At 70.3% G+C, this 17491-nt stretch carries 17 protein-coding genes; 7 read left to right on the top strand and 10 right to left on the bottom strand.

What is annotated here, in order from left to right:
- Positions 1-338: 338 nt before the first annotated feature.
- The 3 genes from ACFQVD_RS32570 to ACFQVD_RS32560 are packed head-to-tail and all read right to left on the bottom strand — an operon-like array spanning position 339 to position 3318.
- Positions 339-1091 carry an SDR family NAD(P)-dependent oxidoreductase gene (locus ACFQVD_RS32570; RefSeq protein ID WP_343971472.1) on the bottom strand — a complete coding sequence of 251 codons (753 nt, stop codon included), beginning with the start codon at positions 1089-1091 and terminating at the stop codon, positions 339-341.
- Positions 1088-2119: a phosphotransferase family protein gene (locus tag ACFQVD_RS32565; protein WP_343971475.1), complete on the bottom strand. Its 1032-nt coding sequence runs from the start codon at positions 2117-2119 to the stop codon at positions 1088-1090. The genes ACFQVD_RS32570 and ACFQVD_RS32565 overlap by 4 nt, the downstream gene beginning before the upstream one ends.
- Positions 2116-3318 (bottom strand): acyl-CoA dehydrogenase family protein, encoded by a 1203-nt coding sequence (locus ACFQVD_RS32560; RefSeq protein ID WP_343971478.1) that lies wholly within the window; start codon positions 3316-3318, stop codon positions 2116-2118. Before ACFQVD_RS32560 ends, ACFQVD_RS32565 begins: the two co-directional genes overlap by 4 nt.
- Positions 3319-3488: 170 nt before the next feature.
- Between ACFQVD_RS32560 and ACFQVD_RS32555 the strand changes: the two genes are divergently transcribed.
- From ACFQVD_RS32555 to ACFQVD_RS32545, 3 genes are all read left to right on the top strand, one after another.
- Positions 3489-4058, top strand: a complete 570-nt coding sequence (locus tag ACFQVD_RS32555; protein WP_364223247.1) for a TetR/AcrR family transcriptional regulator — start codon at positions 3489-3491, stop codon at positions 4056-4058.
- A gap of 316 nt (positions 4059-4374) precedes the next feature.
- Positions 4375-6426: a cellulase family glycosylhydrolase gene (locus ACFQVD_RS32550; protein WP_343971481.1), complete on the top strand. Its 2052-nt coding sequence runs from the start codon at positions 4375-4377 to the stop codon at positions 6424-6426.
- Between the two features lie 336 nt (positions 6427-6762).
- Positions 6763-7446 carry a hypothetical protein gene (locus ACFQVD_RS32545; RefSeq protein ID WP_343971484.1) on the top strand — a complete coding sequence of 228 codons (684 nt, stop codon included), beginning with the start codon at positions 6763-6765 and terminating at the stop codon, positions 7444-7446.
- 196 nt (positions 7447-7642) lie between these two features.
- On the opposite strand, the gene ACFQVD_RS32540 is transcribed toward ACFQVD_RS32545, so the two are convergent.
- Entirely contained in the window at positions 7643-7807 is a 165-nt protein-coding gene (locus tag ACFQVD_RS32540) for a hypothetical protein (RefSeq protein WP_364155789.1), read from the bottom strand.
- A 4-nt stretch (positions 7808-7811) separates the two neighbouring features.
- On the opposite strand from ACFQVD_RS32540, the gene ACFQVD_RS32535 reads away from it, so the two are divergent.
- Positions 7812-7949 carry a hypothetical protein gene (locus ACFQVD_RS32535; RefSeq protein ID WP_364155791.1) on the top strand — a complete coding sequence of 46 codons (138 nt, stop codon included), beginning with the start codon at positions 7812-7814 and terminating at the stop codon, positions 7947-7949.
- 95 nt (positions 7950-8044) lie between these two features.
- On the opposite strand, the gene ACFQVD_RS32530 is transcribed toward ACFQVD_RS32535, so the two are convergent.
- Positions 8045-8779 carry a GbsR/MarR family transcriptional regulator gene (locus ACFQVD_RS32530; RefSeq protein ID WP_343971494.1) on the bottom strand — a complete coding sequence of 245 codons (735 nt, stop codon included), beginning with the start codon at positions 8777-8779 and terminating at the stop codon, positions 8045-8047.
- Positions 8780-9000: 221 nt separating this feature from the next.
- Here ACFQVD_RS32530 and ACFQVD_RS32525 point away from each other — a divergent pair, with 221 nt between their 5' ends.
- The 3 genes from ACFQVD_RS32525 to ACFQVD_RS32515 are packed head-to-tail and all read left to right on the top strand — an operon-like array spanning position 9001 to position 10849.
- Entirely contained in the window at positions 9001-9672 is a 672-nt protein-coding gene (locus ACFQVD_RS32525; RefSeq protein WP_343971497.1) for a DUF4097 family beta strand repeat-containing protein, read from the top strand.
- Positions 9673-9720: 48 nt separating this feature from the next.
- Positions 9721-9993, top strand: a complete 273-nt coding sequence (locus tag ACFQVD_RS32520) for a serine hydrolase (protein WP_386368738.1) — start codon at positions 9721-9723, stop codon at positions 9991-9993.
- Entirely contained in the window at positions 9986-10849 is an 864-nt protein-coding gene (locus ACFQVD_RS32515) for a serine hydrolase domain-containing protein (RefSeq protein ID WP_386368735.1), read from the top strand. Before ACFQVD_RS32520 ends, ACFQVD_RS32515 begins: the two co-directional genes overlap by 8 nt.
- 308 nt (positions 10850-11157) lie before the next feature.
- Here ACFQVD_RS32515 and ACFQVD_RS32510 read toward each other — a convergent pair whose 3' ends face one another.
- Genes ACFQVD_RS32510 through ACFQVD_RS32490 form a run of 5 tightly spaced genes read right to left on the bottom strand, consistent with a single transcriptional unit; the run spans position 11158 to position 17432 of the window.
- The gene (locus ACFQVD_RS32510) at positions 11158-11601 is read right to left on the bottom strand and encodes a carboxymuconolactone decarboxylase family protein (protein ID WP_343971501.1); all 444 of its coding nucleotides are present in this window, start codon (positions 11599-11601) and stop codon (positions 11158-11160) included.
- Positions 11598-12422, bottom strand: coding sequence for a class I SAM-dependent methyltransferase (locus ACFQVD_RS32505; RefSeq protein ID WP_343971505.1), 825 nt, complete (start codon positions 12420-12422; stop codon positions 11598-11600). The genes ACFQVD_RS32510 and ACFQVD_RS32505 overlap by 4 nt, the downstream gene beginning before the upstream one ends.
- Positions 12423-12427: 5 nt before the next feature.
- A complete protein-coding gene (locus tag ACFQVD_RS32500; protein WP_343971508.1) occupies positions 12428-14101 on the bottom strand; it encodes a class I adenylate-forming enzyme family protein in 1674 nt (557 codons plus the stop codon).
- The gene (locus ACFQVD_RS32495) at positions 14098-15834 is read right to left on the bottom strand and encodes a CoA transferase (protein WP_343971511.1); all 1737 of its coding nucleotides are present in this window, start codon (positions 15832-15834) and stop codon (positions 14098-14100) included. The genes ACFQVD_RS32500 and ACFQVD_RS32495 overlap by 4 nt, the downstream gene beginning before the upstream one ends.
- Entirely contained in the window at positions 15825-17432 is a 1608-nt protein-coding gene (locus ACFQVD_RS32490; protein WP_343971514.1) for a class I adenylate-forming enzyme family protein, read from the bottom strand. The genes ACFQVD_RS32495 and ACFQVD_RS32490 overlap by 10 nt, the downstream gene beginning before the upstream one ends.
- Positions 17433-17491: the final 59 nt, after the last annotated feature.

Below are 17491 nucleotides of genomic sequence, written 5' to 3'. Positions count from 1 at the left end.
GCGTCGAAGTCGGCCCAAGGCCGTGCCGGACGGGTGACGAGCAGAGGCGTCAGCGGGCCAAGGCGGCCCAAGAGGCCGAGGGGCAGCGGCGAGAGCCGCGGCAGGTATCGACTCGCGTTCCAATTCCGCGGGGGATGTCGAAGGCACCCGGCACCCATCTCGTAGGGGCACTTCGAGTGTGGTGGAAACCGAAACGTCCGAGGTTCTTTCCGTAGCGGACTTTGACTTTCGGGGTTGCGAGAGCCTCGGACGTCACGGCGATGATCGTGATGACATGGTCGGGCCTTCCAGCCCACATCGCCGAAGACACCCGCGTGGCAACGGCCAGGTGGCGGCGTTCAAGCGCGATGTAGTTGGCCCCCAGGACGGGTGACGACCAGCTCGGAAACGACGGCTCGTGCGGAGAGCCGGGTGATGCTCATCGCCAGCTCCGCGACGTCCGCTGTACTGATCATTTCAGTGGGGTCGATGCGATCGTGCACCCATGCGGACATATCAGTGTCAACGTAGCCGGGGCAGATCGCGGTGGCCGTGATTCCGGCGGCGGAGACCTCGGCGTTGATCGAGCGGCACAACGCGATGAGCGCGCCCTTGGACGCTCCATAGGCGGCCAGGCCCGGCTCGGGGTAGACGCCCGTGATCGACGAAAGCGCGATGATCTTCACCCCCGAGACGGAGCGCTGCGCCGCGGTCGCGCGCAGGGCCGGAAGCAGGGCCTGTACCAGTGCGTAGCACGCCCGGACGTTGACGGCGAACTGCTTGTCGAACCGATGCAGGGGCACGGTGTCGAGAGGGCCTGCCGTACCGACGCCGGCCGCGATCACCAGCACGTCGCACCGCCCATAGGCCGACGTGTGCGCCTGGGCGACGCGGAGGATGTCCTGCTCCTTGGCCATGTCGGCGGCCTCGGAACGCACGTCCACCCCATATGCGCCCAGCCGGGCGGCAGCGGTGGCGAGGTGGTCGGCATCCCGGGCACAGATCGTCATATCGTGCCCTGCCTCGGCCAGCCGCTCGGCGATGGCCAGTCCGATTCCCCGGGAGGCGCCGGTGATCAGCGCCGCCGGCCTGGTTCGCATGGTGCCGGTCATCCGACCTCTCTTCCCGTCATCGCACGTAGCCCGCCCGCGGCGAGCCGCGGAACCGCGGCACCGGCCGTCTCGAAGCCCTGCCCCACCGTCAGCCCCCGCGCATGGCGCGCGTGAATCCCCTCCGCGATAACAGCGATCTTGAAATATCCCAGCGCCAGGTAGAACTCGAGGCGGCCGAGATAGCGCCCGGACACTCGGGCGTACCGTTCGGCGAGCGCCTCGGTGGAGGGCAGGCGCTCGCTCACAGCGGCCGCCGATCCACCGAGCACCGGCTCGATGGCCGGGTCGCGGTAGACCAGGTGCAGCGCGAGGTCGGCCAGCGGGTCGCCGAGGGTGGCCATCTCCCAGTCCACCAGTGCCCGCACCGTGCCCAGGTCTCGTGCGTCGAAGATGGCGTTGTCGATACGGAAGTCGCCGTGGACGATGGAGGCACCGCTCTCGGCCGGCACCGCCTCGTCGAGCTTGGCATGCAGGACATCGATGTCGCGGAGTTCGCGCGTCGCCACCCGGCGCCACTGGTCGTACCAGCGGCGGATCTGCCGTCCCAGGAAACCCTCGGGGCGGCCGAAGCCCGCCAGACCCACCTCGGCGTACGGCACGGCGTGAAGCGTGGCGAGCACATCGACCAGGCCGTAGGCGCAGCGAGCCGGCTCGTCTCCGCCATGGCGGGCGAGGTCTTCCCGGCTGCGGACGACCTCGCCGGGCACGTACTCGACGAGGGAGAACGGGCTCCCTATGACCGAGGTGTCCTCACACAGCGCGACCGTGGGCGCGACGGGGACGGCGGTGCCCCGGAGCGCGCCGACCACCCGGTACTCCCGGGCCATGTCGTGCGCGGACGGGGTGAGTCCGCCGAGCGGCGGGCGACGCAGCACCCACGCGCTGTGGCCGTCGGTCAGGCGGTAGGTGAGGTTGGACCGACCGCCGTGCAGCAGTTCGGCGGTGATCGGGCCGACCGCCTCCGGAACATGCGCGTCGAAGTAGCGCTGAAGGGCGGCCAGGTGCAGCCCTTCAGGGACACCGGTCATGTCACGTTCCCGTGCGCCCGGCTGCCGCGCAGAGCCCGGCGGGCGATGGCCCACCGATGCGTTTCGGTCGGGCCGTCATAGATGCGGAAGGGGCGCACCTCACGCAGGAACCGCCCCAGCAGCACATCGCCGGACACCCCGAGGGAACCGCAGACCTGCAGCGCCCGATCCACCACGCGCCACACCGCCTCCGCGGTGAACGCCTTGGCGATCGCGGTGGACTGTGCCGCGGAACGGCCGTGGTCGAGTTCCCAGCACGCCTGCAGCGTCAACGCCCTGGCCGCGGCGATGTCGATCTCCGAGTCGGCGATCATGCCCTGCACCATGCCCAGGTCGCCCAGACGTGAGCCGAAGAGTTCCCGCTCCGACGCCCTGGCCAGCGCGATCTCCTGCGCCCGGCGGGCGATGCCCAGCCAGCGCATGCAGTGTGTCATCCGCGCCGGGCCCAGCCGCACCTGAGCGTAGTCGTACCCCTTGTCCACCTCACCGAGCACCGCGTCGTCGGACACGACGCAGTCGTCGAACACCATCTCGCAGTGCCCGCCGAACAGGCTCTCGTCGAGGGTGTCGATGTGTCGGATGATCTTCATTCCCGGATTGTCGACGTCCACGAGGAACATGGTCGCGCCGCCGCGGTCTCCCGGCTCACCTGATGTTCGGGCCATGCAGATGGCGAAGGCCGCACCGTCGGCACCGGTGATGAACCATTTGCGACCATCGATCCGCCAGCCACCCGCCACCTTCGTCGCCCGCGTGCTCAGGGCGGCCGGGTCCGAGCCCGCCCCCGGAGCCGGTTCGGTCATCGCGAAACACGAGCGCACCTCTCCTTGGGCGAGGGGACGCAGGTAGTGCTCCCTCTGCGGGTGAGTCGCCACCGCCTCCAGCAGATGCATGTTGCCCTCGTCCGGAGCGGCGATATTGAGCGCGAGCGGGCCGAACAGCGACCAGCCGGCCTCCTCGAAGACCGCCGCCCGGCCCCGCATGTCCAGACCGTGCCCGCCGTACTCGGGCGCCACGTGCGGGGCGAACAGGCCGGCCTGCTTGGCCGCGGCCTGGAGCCGGCCGCGCAACTCCTCGCCCCCGACGGCCGCGACACCGCCGTAGCGCTCCTCCTCGGGAACGACGACCTCACGGACGAAGCGCGCGGTGCGCCGAGCCAGCTCCTCCACCCGCGGTTCATGGGACAAATCAATGGGCACTGACCGACCTCCCGACGTCTTGGGCTCATCTCTCGCAACAGGCTAATGATTGTTAGCCTTTCGTAGCCGCCACCCCTCCCTGCTGTCAAGGCGAGGATCAATAAAGGCATGGGATCATCCTCGCTTCAGCTAGCATCGATTAGCCTTAAGGGAGCACTAGGAGGTCGCCCGTGGCAGTGCGTGTGGCGGACATCAGAGCGGCGGCGTTGACGTTGTTCTCCGAACGCGGATATCAAGCCACCACGATGGCGGACATCGGGGCTGCGATCGGGATCCGCGGGCCGAGCCTGTACAAGCACGTCGGGTCAAAGCAAGAGCTACTCGCTCAGATCATGACCGCGACAATGGACACCCTCCTGGAGAACCACGAGGCCGCCATCTCAGGCTGCGAGGACGTCACCGAACGTCTCCGCAGAGCCACCGAGGCGCACGTGCGGTTTCATGCCCGGCACCGGTTGGAGGCCTTCGTGGGGACCCGGGAGATCCGCAGCCTCGAGGAGCCGCACCGGGCTGAGGTTCTCCGGCGGCGCGCAAGATACGAGCACGGATTCCGGAAGCTCGTCGCCGACGGGGTACAGGCAGATCGGTTCCGCGTCGCGTCCGTGAAGCTGACCTCCTATGCCATCCTCGACCTCGGCATGGGCGTCTCCGTCTGGTATCGGGAGAGTGGCGACTTCACCGAGGACCAGGTCGTGTACCAGTACGGCGATCTCGCGCTGCGGCTCGCGGGCGCTCGCTGAGCCGGCGACCGTTCGGCCGGGTGCCCACGACGCCCCGGTCGGCACATGTCCCTGTCCGGTCGGCGCCGGCCGTCTGACCGGGTTCCCGGCGCACGAACGGCAGCGAGGCCTCGGCCACGAGGGACAGGACCATCTCCATGAACCTCGACTGAGGGCGACCTGCCCGCACCACTGAAATTTTCATACGTCCGCTGAATTCTTCGTGCCCAGCAGCAGGTCAGCGGCACGGCCTGGGGAAACGTCCTGTACACAGATGTGAAACAAGCCAAGGATGGGAGCGCTCCCACACGGGCACCCCTTCCCTGGAGGCTTGAAGATGAAGACACTGCGTTTGTGGGCTCTGTCCACAGCGGTCGCACTCCTGGCGGCGATCGGGGTGGCCGTCACCTCGCCCGCCGCCCAGGCGGCGGTCGCCTGTTCCGTGACCTACACCAAGGCATGGGACAACGGCAGCGGGTTCGGCGCCAACATCACGATCAACAATCTCGGCGACCCGATCGGCTCGTGGACGCTGCGCTACACCTGGCCCGGCAACCAGCAGGTCACCCAGGGCTGGGGCGGAACCTGGACCCAGTCGGGCCAGAGCGTGACCGTGACCGCCCCGTCGTACGCCCCGGGCCTGGGAACGGGCGCCGGCGTCACCGTCGGCTTCAACGGCGGCTACATCGGTGCCAACACCAACCCCACCGCTTTCGCCGTCAACGGCGTGGCCTGCGGCGGCACCCCGACGTCGACGCCCACCCCCACCCCGACACCCACGCCGACACCGACGTCCGGCAACGCGCAGGCCGTCGTGGCCGCGATGCAGCCCGGCTGGAACCTGGGCAACTCCCTCGACGCCACCGGCTCGGACGAGACCTCATGGGGCAACCCGCGGATCACGGCGGCGCTGCTCGACAACATCAGGGCGCAGGGCTTCAACAGCATCCGGATCCCGGTGACCTGGGGTCAGTACCAGGGCGGGGCCCCCAACTACACCATCAACGCGACGCACATGAATCGGGTGAAAGAGGTCGTCGACTGGGCCCTCGCCGACGGCTTCTACGTGATGATCAATATCCATCACGACTCGTGGCAGTGGATCCAGAACATGCCGGGCGACCGAACGAACGTGCTGGCTCGGTACAACGCGATCTGGACCCAGATCGCCGGCACGTTCCGGAACTCCTCCGCCAAGCTGGTGTTCGAGAGCGTCAACGAGCCGACCTTCACCGGCAGCTCCGGAGACGCCCAGAACGCGACCCTGCTGAACGAACTCAACACGTCCTTCCGAAACATCGTGCGCCAGTCGGGCGGCAACAACGCGACCCGGTTGCTCGTCCTGCCGACCCTGCACACCTCGGCCGACCAGGCCAGGGTCGACGAGCTGGTCAGCACGTTCAACGCGATGAACGACCCCAACCTCATCGCGACGGTCCACTTCTACGGGTACTGGCCGTTCAGCGTCAACGTCGCCGGCGGCACGCGCTTCGACGCCACCGTTCAGCAGGACCTGACCGGCGCCTTCGACCGGGTGTACAGCGCCTTCGTGACCCGCGGCATCCCCGTGATCATCGGCGAGTACGGCCTGCTGGGCTTCGACCGGCACACCGGCACGATCCAACAGGGCGAGAAACTGAAGTTCTTCGAATTCCTCGGCCACTACGCGCGTACCAGGCAGATCACCACCATGCTGTGGGACAACGGCCAGCACTTCAACCGGACCTCGTTCCAGTGGGCCGACCCCGAACTGTTCGCACAGATCAAGTCCAGCTGGACGACGCGCTCGGGTACCGCCTCGTCGGATCAGGTGTTCAACGCGAAGGCGTCCGCCATCACCGGCAAGACGCTCACACTGAACCTGAACGGCACCTCGTTCGTGGGGATCCGCCAGGGCGGCACGGATCTGGTACGCGGCACCGACTACACCGTCTCGGGCGACCAGCTCACGTTCACCGCATCCGCGCTCACCCGGCTGACGGGCTCCCGGGCCTACGGCGTCAACGCGACGCTGTCGGCCCGGTTCTCCCAGGGCGTCCCGTGGCGGATCAACATAGTCACCTACGACACGCCGACGGTGCAGAACGCGAGCGGAACGACGAGTTCCTTCGCCATCCCCACCACGTTCAAGGGTGACCAGCTCGCCACCATGGAGGCCAAGTACGCCAACGGCACCAATGCCGGCCCCCACAACTGGACCTCGTTCAAGGAGTTCGACGTCGCCTTCGCACCCAACTACAGCACCAACACCATCACGCTGAAGCCGGAGTTCTTCGCCGAGGTCGACGACGCCTCAAAGGTCACGCTCACCCTCCACTTCTGGAGCGGCACGACCGTGACCTACTTCGTCACCAAGTCGGGAAGCACGGTCACCGGTAGCACGACCTGATCGAGCGGGCTCCCCGCCCGGCACCGTCCCGGCGGTCCACGGTTCGGCGAAGCGAATCGTGGACCGCCGGTATCCCAGGCCGTACCGGAACGTACGCCCGCACCCCATCCGGCCGATGTCCGGATTGACGTACAGCCGAGTGATCAGTGCCTCGATCCGGCCACTCCAGCACCGTGATCGTGTTCCGGTCGACATGAACGCCTCCGCGCACCGGAGCCGGCGACGCGAAGGCTGCTCCACACGGAGGGTGATCTTCAGAGCACGAACGGCATTTACGGCAGCTTTAGGTGAGCTTATGCATTGTTGTCCTATTGACTGCTAGGGGGAGGAAGAAAGATGACCTCTGGATCGGACGGATTCAGCACCGCGGAAACAGTGGTGAACGAGCCGCCCAGGCGCCGCATCCCTCGCTCCGCACTGCTCATCGCCACCACCGCGCTCGCCGTGGTCGCCGGAGCCGGTGTCGCCACCGCGGCCGCGTTCTCGCCCTCGCCGTCCCCGACGCCCACGGCCGGCGACACCGCGACACCGTCGGCGACACCGTCGGCGGCACCGTCCGACAAGGCGCCGGGACAGGACCGGGGCCGGGGCCACAGGATGGGCTTCGGCGGACCTTCCATCCACGGCGAGTTCGTCGTGCCCGACGGTGAGGGCAAGTACGTGACCGTCGCCACCCAGTACGGCGACGTCACGGCCGTCGACCAGGACTCGATCACGGTCAAGAGCGAGGACGGCTATACCAAGGAGTACGCGATCAACGGGGACACCCGGATCAACCGCCGCGGCGAGGACGGCGACACCCTGAAGACCGGGCAGAAGGTCATGGTCATGGCGAAGGTGGACGGCAGCACGGCCACCGCCGTCGCGATCCACGACGCGACCACGCGCGACGGGCAGGGCCGGCACGGCAAGGGAGGTCAGTGGCACGGCAAGGGAGACCGCTCGCACCGCGACCACCAGCCCGGCCAGCCGCCGACCTCCTCACCCGCACCGACCTCCTCACCCACGGAGACCTCCTGACCGCTGAGAATCACCCCCGTGCCATGCCGCCCGAGGTGGCATGGCACGGGTTACCTCACGGACAGCTCACATCCCGAAGAACCAGCGCCGATACCTCGGCCGCCCACCGATCGGGAGTGTGATCCGCGGGGACACCGTCGGCAGAGAAGAAGACAGCCCGAACACCGGCGATCTCGATGCCACGGGTTCGACGACGTCAGTCCGGTCGTGGGGCCGGGTCGGCGGTGACCGAGCGGAGCAGGGGCCGTGACAGCGCGCCCGCCCCCAGCACCCCGGCGAACCCCACGGCGACAGAGGTCAGCAGCGTGACCGCCCCGCTCACGCTCATCGCCGCGTACACGAACGGCAACGCGCGGAACATGCCGATGGAGGACGTACCGAACGAGGACGCCGCCCGGCTCTCCCCTCTCAAGCACGCGAACCTCAACACGCTGGGCCGCCACCCCCGCCCCGGCCTGCGCCCGCTGCGCAACCCGGCCGACGACGATGACGGCGAGGACTGAGCGGACCACGGCCGCGGTGGTTTGCCGACGCTGTTGGTGTGGTTGAAGGCGTACCGGTGGACGCCGAGGCTGCCTGCCCGCGGTCTGAACGTGGCTCAGGTAGTGCTGTCCGAGGTCGTTTCGGGTTTCGTGTGGAGGATCTCGCGGGCCTGGTCCGCAGCGCGGGCGATGCTCTCAGAGACGAAGTCGACGAAGCGGGCGATGTTCTCCAGGCGGGCGGCGGCCGGGGAGTCGGGGCCGAGGATGTCGACGCCCTGCCGGGCGACCTCGCCGAGGTGGGCGGTGGAGCGAGCGCTGGCCATCGTCGACTGGTACAAAACATCGTCGTCGACGATGTAGCGCTCGCGGCGGCGCTCGTCGCGTTCCCGGCGGATGAGGCCCTGGCTTTCGAGGAACGTGATCGCTTTGGAGACGGACGCCGGGCTGACCTGGAGGCGCCCGGCGAGTTCGGAGGCGGTGAGGCTGCCGGCGTCGGTGGTGTAGAGGCTGGCCAGCACCAGCGCCGTCATCTTGGGCAGGCCCGATTGCATGAAGACGGTGGCGAACACCTCCTCGTACTCGCGCACGGCCTCGGCCTCGCGCCCGTAGGCCTGCGGGGGTGTGTTGGGGTCCCGGGGCGCGGCGCGCCTGCGGCGGTGGGTACGGCGTTCGGTGGCGCGGTGGGCCAGGTCGGCACGGTAGGCGGTGGGGCCGCCGTTGCGCATCACCTCACGCGTGATCGTCGAGGTCGGACGGTCGAGGCCTCTGGCGATCTCCGCGTAGGCGAGACCGTCGGCCAGTCCCAGCGCGATCTGCCGGCGGTCCTGCTGGGTGAGTCTGCCTCCCGGCATCGCGGTCTCCTTCGTGGTCCGTGGTGTCTCCAGTATAGCGTTCACCTTTGATTCATTGCAACGAGCAAGGTGAGGATTGTTGCATTAGATTCAAAACACTGCAACGAATTACTGACTTCTACCTGCGAGAATGTCTCTTGTACGCAACGAATCAATTGCCGTACTGCGAAATGCAACGTAGTGTTTCCATCGTCAGAAACAACAGGGCGAAGGAAGACACGATGCAGAAGTTCGACACCCCCACCCCGGTGACCGCCATCCTCGACATCCCCGCCGGCCGCATCCAGTTCATCGCCGCCGACCGGGCCGACACCGTCGTCGAGGTCCTCCCCGCGAACGCCTCGAAGAGCCGCGATGTGAAGGCGGCAGAGCAGACCGAGGTCGCATACGGCGACGGCGTCCTGCGGATCAAGGCCCCGGAGGCGAAGAACCAGATCCTCGGCGCTTCCGGATACATCGAAGTCACGGTCCAGCTGCCCGCCGGCTCCCGCATCGAAGCGAAGGCGGCCAGCGCCGAGCTCCGGGGCGTCGGACGGCTCGGCGACGTCGCCTTCGAGAGCGCGCAGGGCTCGGTCAAGCTCGACGAGGCCGCGAGCGCCCGCCTCACCCTCCTCGCCGGCGACCTCTCGGTCGGCCGCCTGGGCGGCCCCGCGGAGATCAGCACCCAAAAGGGCGACCTCCACATCACCGAGGCCGTGCGCGGCACGGTCGTGCTGCGCACCGAGTCCGGCGAGATCTCGATCGGCGCCGCCCGCGGGGTCTCCGCCTCCCTGGACGCCGGCACCACCTACGGGCGGATCCACAACGCGCTCAAGAACACCGATGGTGCCGACGCCGCCCTGACCATCCACGCGACCACCGCGTACGGCGACATCACCGCCCGCAGCCTGTAAGAGCGGCACCCCTTGAATTTCACAACAGTTCCAAAGGAGCACACCACCATGTCCAGCCCCCTTGCCGACCAGGACCGCCCGGAGCTGCAGAAGGCCATCGAGGAGATGGTCGATTCCGGTTTCGTCGGGGTGACGCTGCGCGTGCACGACGAGCGGGGCGAGTGGGTCGGCAGCGCCGGGGCGGCCGAGCTGGGCGAGACCGCCAAGCCGCCGACCAACGGACACGTCCGGATCGGCAGCAACACCAAGACCTTCACCGCGACCGTGGTGCTGCAGCTGGTGGCCGAGGGCAAGATCGGGGCTGGACACTCCGGTGGATGACTACCTGCCCGAGTTCGGGCTGGACCGGAAGATCACAGTGCGGATGTTGCTGCAGCACACCAGCGGGGTGTTCAACTTCACCGGCGAGTACTACGACGACGGGACGTTCGCGCCGGGGATCCCCGCCACGCCCGCGGGCCAGGAGTGGGTGGACAACCGGTTCAAGACCTACCCGCCGGAGGAACTGGTACGGCTGGCGTTGTCCAAGCCGGCGCGGTTCGAGCCGGGGACGGACTGGAGCTATGCCAACACCAACTACGTGCTGGCCCGGCTGCTGATCGAGAAGGTCACCGGCCGCTCGGTCGCCGAGGAGATGCGGCGGCTGATCCTGGGGCCGCTCGGGCTGACGGGCACCGTGGCGCCGACCACCCAGACGGAGATCTCCGAGCCGCACGCCCACGCCTACTACCGCTACGAGGAGGACGGCCGGCAGAAGACGGTCGACGTCACCCGCCAGAACCCCTCCTGGATCTCCAGCGGCGGTGACATGATCTCGACCACCGAGGACCTGCACACGTTCATCTCCGCGCTGGTGAGCGGCAAGCTGCTGCCGGCCTCGCTGCTGGCCGAGATGTGCACGCCGGAATCGAAGGCCGGCTACGGCCTGGGCGTGTTCGTGCAGGAGGCACCGGACGGCGGCACCGTCATCACTCACAACGGCGGCATGGCGGGCCACGCGGCGCTGATGTACAGCACGCCCGACGGCGGCAAGACCCTGACCGCCGCGCTGAACTATGTCGACGACGCCGCGCTGTCCATGGGAGAGGCGTTCCAGAAGGCGACGCAGCGGCTCGTCAAGGAGGTGTTCGGCGGCGGACAGGCCGAGTCGGTTGACGCGGCCGAGCCGGCTCAGTAGACAGGGCCGAGCGGCGTGGCGCCCCACGCGGGCCCATGCCCGCCGACATGGACGACCAGGCCCACCCGGACCACACGCTGTCGCGACCCGAAGTGGCCGCCATGAGCGCGCGGGCCGCCCCCGTAGCTCCCGGCGCCCCAAGGCGGCGTACTCCGACACCGCATCGGAGTACGCCGCCTCGTTCGCGTGACCTCCCCTGGCGTCTCTCACCGTTCAAGATCCTTCTCAGTGCCGACCACGGTTCCGTTGACCCCCGGGGTCCGGAGACATCACCGGCTGAAAGTCCACGCCGCCGGTTGGGACCGGGCTCAGCGGACCGCCACCCCGCCCGCGGCGGTGGCGACGCCTATCCGGTTCCAGGCGTTGATCGCGGCGATCGTCCACAGCAGATGGACCAGTTCGGTGTCGTCGAAGTGCTCGGCGGCCGCGTCGAGGACCTCGTCGGGAACACCCTTTTCCGCGATCAGGGTCACGGACTCGGTCAGTGCCAGGGCAGCGCGTTCGGCTTCGGTGAACAGCGGGCTCTGGCGCCAGGTCGACAGGGCGTCCAGACGGCGCGGGTCCTCTTCCGCGTCCAGGGCGGCCCGGGTGTGCAGGCCAAGGCAGAACGCGCAGCCGTTGAGCTGTGATGCGCGCACCCGCACGAGTTCGGCGAGGGCCGGCTCCAGGCCCTCGCACGCGGCCGCGTCGAAGACCGTCATGACGGAGTGGACATACGGTGCCGTGGCGTGCACGTTGACGCGCGGCTTCATCGGGCCTCCACCGGGCGGCGGCCCTGCACCGAGTAGATCACGCACGAACCGGCCCGGAAGCCGGGGTCGGCCAGCAGGACGCGCACGTCGGCGAGTTGCCGGTCGGTCATCCCCTCCTGGATGAACTGATCACGCAGGTGCCGGGTGTGGTGGGCGACAAGGTGCACCCCCGGGGAATCCGAGTGCCACAGCTCCAGCCGGGGCAGCGGGTCGATGTCGACCAGGCCGGCACGGTGCATCGCGGCGGCGGCGTGGCGCCCCCACGCCACATCGGCGCCCGCGCGGGTCATCAGGCGAATCTTGGCCTCCATGAACGTCTCGTAGAGCCGCCGCGCGGCGGGATCGGGCATCAGCAGCGCGGGGCCGTAGGTGATGTCGAACTCGTCGAGTTGGAGCACGCCGCCGGGTTTGAGCGCGCGTACCAGGCGGTCCAGCACGGCGAGGCGTTCCGGCAGGTGCAGCAGCACCAGCCTGGCGTGTACGAGGTCGAACTCGGCTTCGGGCAGCGGGTCGCGCACGATGTCGTGGCGCAGGATCTCAAGGCCGGGGACGGTGGGAATGCGCTCGGGCTTGATGTCGGTGGCCACCACGCTCCCGGTGGGACTCACCCGCCGAGCCAGCCACACCGCCACGCTCCCGCCGCCCGCCCCCACCTCCAGACACCGCCACCCCGGAGCGACCCCGGCCTGGGCGAGGCGGTCCGTGGTCATCGGGTCGTAGGCGCGGGCCAGGCAGCGGTGCTGGTCGAGGGCGTGCTCACCGTGATTGTCGAAGACGTAGCGCGACGTGCTCGTCCCGGCGGCGGTGACGGTTGGGTGCATGGGTCCTACTCCTCGGTCGGTATGAGAGAGCCGGGAACGGCGGACTCGGCCGCGATGCGGGCGAGGGTGGCGGCGCAGACCTTGCCGGTCGGGCCGAGCGGCAGTTCGGGCAGCACCACGAACCGTTCGGGCAGTTTGCGCGGCTCCAGGCCGCGCTCGTCGCGCAGGTAGGCGGTCAGTACGGCCGGGGATGGCGGCGGGACGCCGTTCTTCGAGGCCACACACGCGCACAGGCGCTCGCCCAGGTCCGGGTCGGGGACCGGAACGCAGCACACGTCCGCTATGTCGGGGTGGGTGCCGAGTTCGCGCTCCACTTCGAGCGGAGAGATGTTGAGCCCGCCCCTGACCACCACTCGCCGGATCCGGCCGACGACCCACAGCGTGCCGTCGGCTTCCAACCGGCCCAGGTCGCCGGTGCGCACCCACCCGCCCGCGGCCCGATAGCGGTCGTCCAGTTCGGGTGCCGCCACGTGGCACAGCGGGCTCATCGGTCCCAGCGCCCAGATCTCCCCGATCTCCCCGGCGGGCACCGGTCGCCCTTCGCGGTCCCGGACGGTCACCTCGGTCACGTCGGGGGCGGGGCGACCGGCCAGCCCGGGACGCCACCGGCCGGGGTCGCCTCCCGTATGGCAGTTGACACCGTCGGTGGACCCGTACACGTTGACGACAGGCCGGTCGAACCGCCGTACACAGGCGTCCCACGCCTCCTGATGCAACGGCGCCCCGCTGGCGATCACGGCCCGCAGGGACGACAGATCCGCGTCGGCATGACCGTCGAGATCGGCCATGCGGCGCAGCATCGTGGGTACACCGAGCACGTGGGTGGGGCGGTGCCGCTCGATCGCGCGCAGCGCGGCGGCGGGGTCGTAGCGGGACAGCAGCACCAGGGTGCCGCCGTGCCTGGCCAGGGTCACCGAGGTCCCACAGGACCCGAACGAGGACGCCAGGGAGACCAGCAGCAGATTGCGCATCGGCTCCGGGCCGAACCGCAGCGCCGCCAGGTAGTTGCCCCGCCCGCCCGCCATCGCGTTGTGCGAGTAGGCGACCATCTTGGGTTCGGCCTCCGAGCCCGAGGAGACCAGGATGCGTGCGGGCGCCTCCGGGGCGAGACGGGTGGGACGCCAGCGCCGGACCTCGTTCCCTCCGGGACGGTCCAGTCCGCGTGCCCCTGTCACGGGCCGGCCGAACGTCCACAGTTCGCGAAGGTGCGGCATCTCGCACCGCCGGTCGCGGGTCGCCTCGACCATGGCCGGGACGGTGATGAGGGCTCCGGCCCGGGACCTGGCAAGCAGGGCGACGACGTCGCGAAGCCCCCGGGCATCGGGGATGGGCAATGCCACCGCGCCGATCGCCGCGACCGCGAGCTCGGCCACCACCGCGTCGCGTCCGTTGGGCAGCAGGACGCCGATGATGTCAGCCGAGCCCCAGCCCGCCCCGGACAGGGCGGCGGCGGCGCGGCGGACCCGGATATCCAGCGCGGCGTAGTCGAGGGTGCCCGCCTCGTCGATGACCGCGGGACGGCCGGGCGCCATCCGGACATGCTCCCCGAACAGGGTGTACAGATCCCGGCCGGGGCACAGTCCACGCGCGGTCCACTCCGCGCGCAGCCGTCCGGGAACGCGATCGGCCAGGACGATGCCGTTGGCGGAGGTCCAGGGCGGCGCATTGACGGGTCTCATCGGGTGTTCTCCAACCAAAGGGGCGCGGTGGCCGGGACGAACGTCCACGGTGCGCGGCTGTAGACGGCCTCGCCGCCGATGTCGAGCGCGGTCGAGAACGCGGGGTCGGCGGCCATCTCGGCCAGGTCGGTCACCACGGCGACGGCGCCGACCTCGGCACCGGTGCGCGTGGCATCCCCCCTGCCGTGCGGGGCGGTGGCGTCGCGGATCAGACGGGCCGCGTCGACCAGGGCCGTCTCCGCGCGCACCCCCGCACCGGTGCGGGAGCGGGCCAGCAGCGCGGCGACGACCCCCTCCGCGCTGATGAGCCCGCCCAGCACATCGGTGAGGGTCAGCAGGGTCGGCGCGGGCGGCTCGCCGGGACCACCGACCAGGGCCGCCACTCCGCAGTACGCCTGCACCAGGTAGTCGGTGGCCAACGGCTGGGGCTCGGGCAGGAGATCCGCCCAGCCCCCGGCGTGCGCGTGAACCAGACAGGGCCGTACGGCGGCGAGAGCCTCGTGGTCCAGGCCGAGCCGGGCCGCGCGGCCCGGTGGCCAGTTGTGCAGGAACACGTCCGCGGCGGCGACGAGCCGCAGGGCGGCACGACGGCCAGGTGCGGACTTCAGATCGGCCTCGACCACCCGCTTTCCCCGGTTCAGCGCCTGGAACCTGGCCGAGCACTCTCCCGCCATGGGCGGAACTCCCCGCATGGGATCACCTCCCGGCGGTTCGAGCCGGACGACCTCGGCGCCGAGCAGGCCGAGCAGGTGCCCCGAGAGCGGGCCCTGCACCCTGCTGGTGGCCTCCACGACCCGCAATCCGGCCAGCGGGGCGCGGTCATGCGGACCGAGTGGCGGAAGGGCGGACGCCGGGCCGGTGACGACCTGCCCGCGCAGCCGCCACGGTGACGCCGGGGCGGGGGGAAGAAGGCCGGGGGCGTCGGCGGCCCGCACCGGCAGCACGCTGACGCCGCTGCGCTCGGCCACGACTCGCACGGTCCGGTAGTCCAGCGCGGCCGCCGCCGTCCCGAGTGCGGTGGGCAGCGGGCACGTCGCGGTGGCGAAGCGCTGTTGGAACGGCGGCCAGCCCGTCGCGACCGCGGCGGGGCCCGCACCCAGTTCCGTCCAGAAACACCGCCAGTCCTCGGCGTCGAGCGTCTCGATCTCGAAACGCACACCGTCCGCCGAGCGGAAGAGCGGGGCACCGTACCCCGCTGACCCGGCCGGGCCGGGTGAGCAGGGACCGGGCTCGGCGGTGGCCGCGGCGACGTACTGGGTGAGAGCCAGCAGTGCCGCCTGGGCGGCCGAGGTGGCCGCCGCCAGGGCCGGCCCGCCGCGCAGCAGGGCCAGCACACCCGCGCTGACCGCCTGGACCGCGAGCACCCCGGCGCACACGGAGACGTAGTCCACCCGCAGCGGTCGTGGCCCGCCGGCGGCCCGCCCGTGGACCTGCATGATCCCGCAGGCGGCCTGCACGTCGTGTTCGCCGGCCATGGGCACGGCCACGGGTCCTGACCAGCCGATCCGGCACTCGGGCAGCGCACCGCCCGTCACCGTGAACGGAAGGCGGGTGACGCCCAGCCACCCCGCGGGGGCCCCGTCCGGCGGCGACTCGCTCCCTGTCTCGACGGCACAGCCCAGCGCGCGCAGCCGCCGTACGGCGACCCGCAGCGCGGGTGAGTCGCCGAGCGCGCGCACGACCGTCCCCGCCAGCGGCCGGTCCGCCGCCACCCCGGACCGGACTACGTCCACCGGCCCGTCCCGTGGGTCTCCCGCATCTCGCCGAGCCGGTCGCGCAGGGCCATCCTGCGGACCTTGCCGGTACCGGTGCGCGGTACCTCATCCCAGGTCAGCACCACGGGGTCGGCCAGTCGCGGCAGATCCGCGGTGGCGCGCCGCCACGATCCGAGATCGAGTGCGCCGTTCTCGGTGACCACGACGGGCAGGGAGGGGCGCTCGGGGACGCTCAGGATGACGCACTCCAGCACCTCGGGGATACGGTCGTCGATGACGTCCTCCAACTCGACGCAGCTTCCCTCGGGGATGGCGTCCACCTCCCGATCCACGAAACGCATGCCGCCGGTGCGGGTGAGGGCGCCGACGTCGCCGGTGTTCCACCACTCGCCCGCCCGCTTGTCCTGCCAGCGGCTCTGTTCGCCGACGTATCCGAGGCACAGTGCCTTGGTCCGGCAGTACACCAGGCCGGTGGCGCCTCGCGGCACCGGTCGCAGCGTCTCGGGATCCATGACGCGCAGCCGGGTGCGGGTGGGGATCGGATGGCCGAGGTCGCGGGTGGTGGGGTGCCGGTCGTGCGCGGTGGCCATGGCACGCCGGGTGAGGAACCGGAAGGTCAGCGGACCGGTCTCGCTCTGACCCCAGCCCTGCAACCACACCGGGCGGCGGTGCCGCGTGGCGTGGAGGAAGGCGCGCACGGTGGGCGGGTGCATGGCGTCGAAGGTGCTGATGTAGAGACGGACGCGCTCGAACGGACCGCCCTGCTCCTCGGCGTGGCGCTGCCAGCGCACGTAGGTCGCGGGCAGTGCTTCGAGGGTGGTGGGCCGATGCCGGTGCAGGAACGGGCCCGCCTCGGCCCAGTCGGGGGCGCAGACCGCCAGGAGTTTGGCGGGGGCCAGCCACAGCACGCTCGCGGCCTGGGCCAGCGCGCGGCCGTGCGCGAAGGAGATCGCACTGGCCACGGTGTCGCCGGGACGGCTGCCGAGCACCGGCCAGCGGTGTGCCTCGAACCCGGCCAGGCGACGCATGATCGTACGGGTGGAGTGGACGACGAGTTTGGGCACGCCGGTGGTGCCGGAGGTGTGCATGATGGCCAGCGGGTCGTCGGCGGGCGGGCGGTACGCGGGCGGCACGGTATGGCCGCGCACATCGTCGATGGACAGGGTGCCCTCGGCCGCGCCGTCGACGAGCAGGGTCCTGGTGGCGAAACCGGTCAGGTCGGTGCCGGCCTCGCGGCTCGACGCCAGCAGCGCGGAATCGGTGACCAGGAGGGCCGGCTCCAGCCGCTTCAGCAGCGTCTCCAGCACGTCGGGGGCCAGGTTCGCGGAGAGCGACGCGGGCACCGCGCCGATGCGTGCCGCCGCGCAGTTCAGCAGCACGTAGTCCCAGTGGTTGCGCTTGGCGATGGCGACCCGGTCTCCGCGCCGCACCCCGGCGGCTGCGAGCCACCCGGCGACATCGCGAACGAGCCCGGCCAGGCCGGGAATGTTCAGCGCGGAGCCCAGCGCGGGCGCGATGTCCAGCGGCCGGCTCAGATGCACGGCCGTGGTGTGGCCCCGGTCGGCCAGATCGTCGAACAGGGTGCCCAACTCGATGGGCTTGGTGAGGAGTGTCATCTACTCGCCTTCCGGTTCGGGGGTGGGGACGGGCGGCCACGGCGTGGCCGCGGCGGACG

This window comes from Streptosporangium amethystogenes subsp. fukuiense (assembly GCF_042665875.1).
Taxonomy (GTDB): domain Bacteria; phylum Actinomycetota; class Actinomycetes; order Streptosporangiales; family Streptosporangiaceae; genus Streptosporangium; species Streptosporangium fukuiense.
The sequence above is the reverse complement of the archived record's forward strand: the minus strand, read 5'-3'. Positions and strand labels throughout refer to the sequence as shown.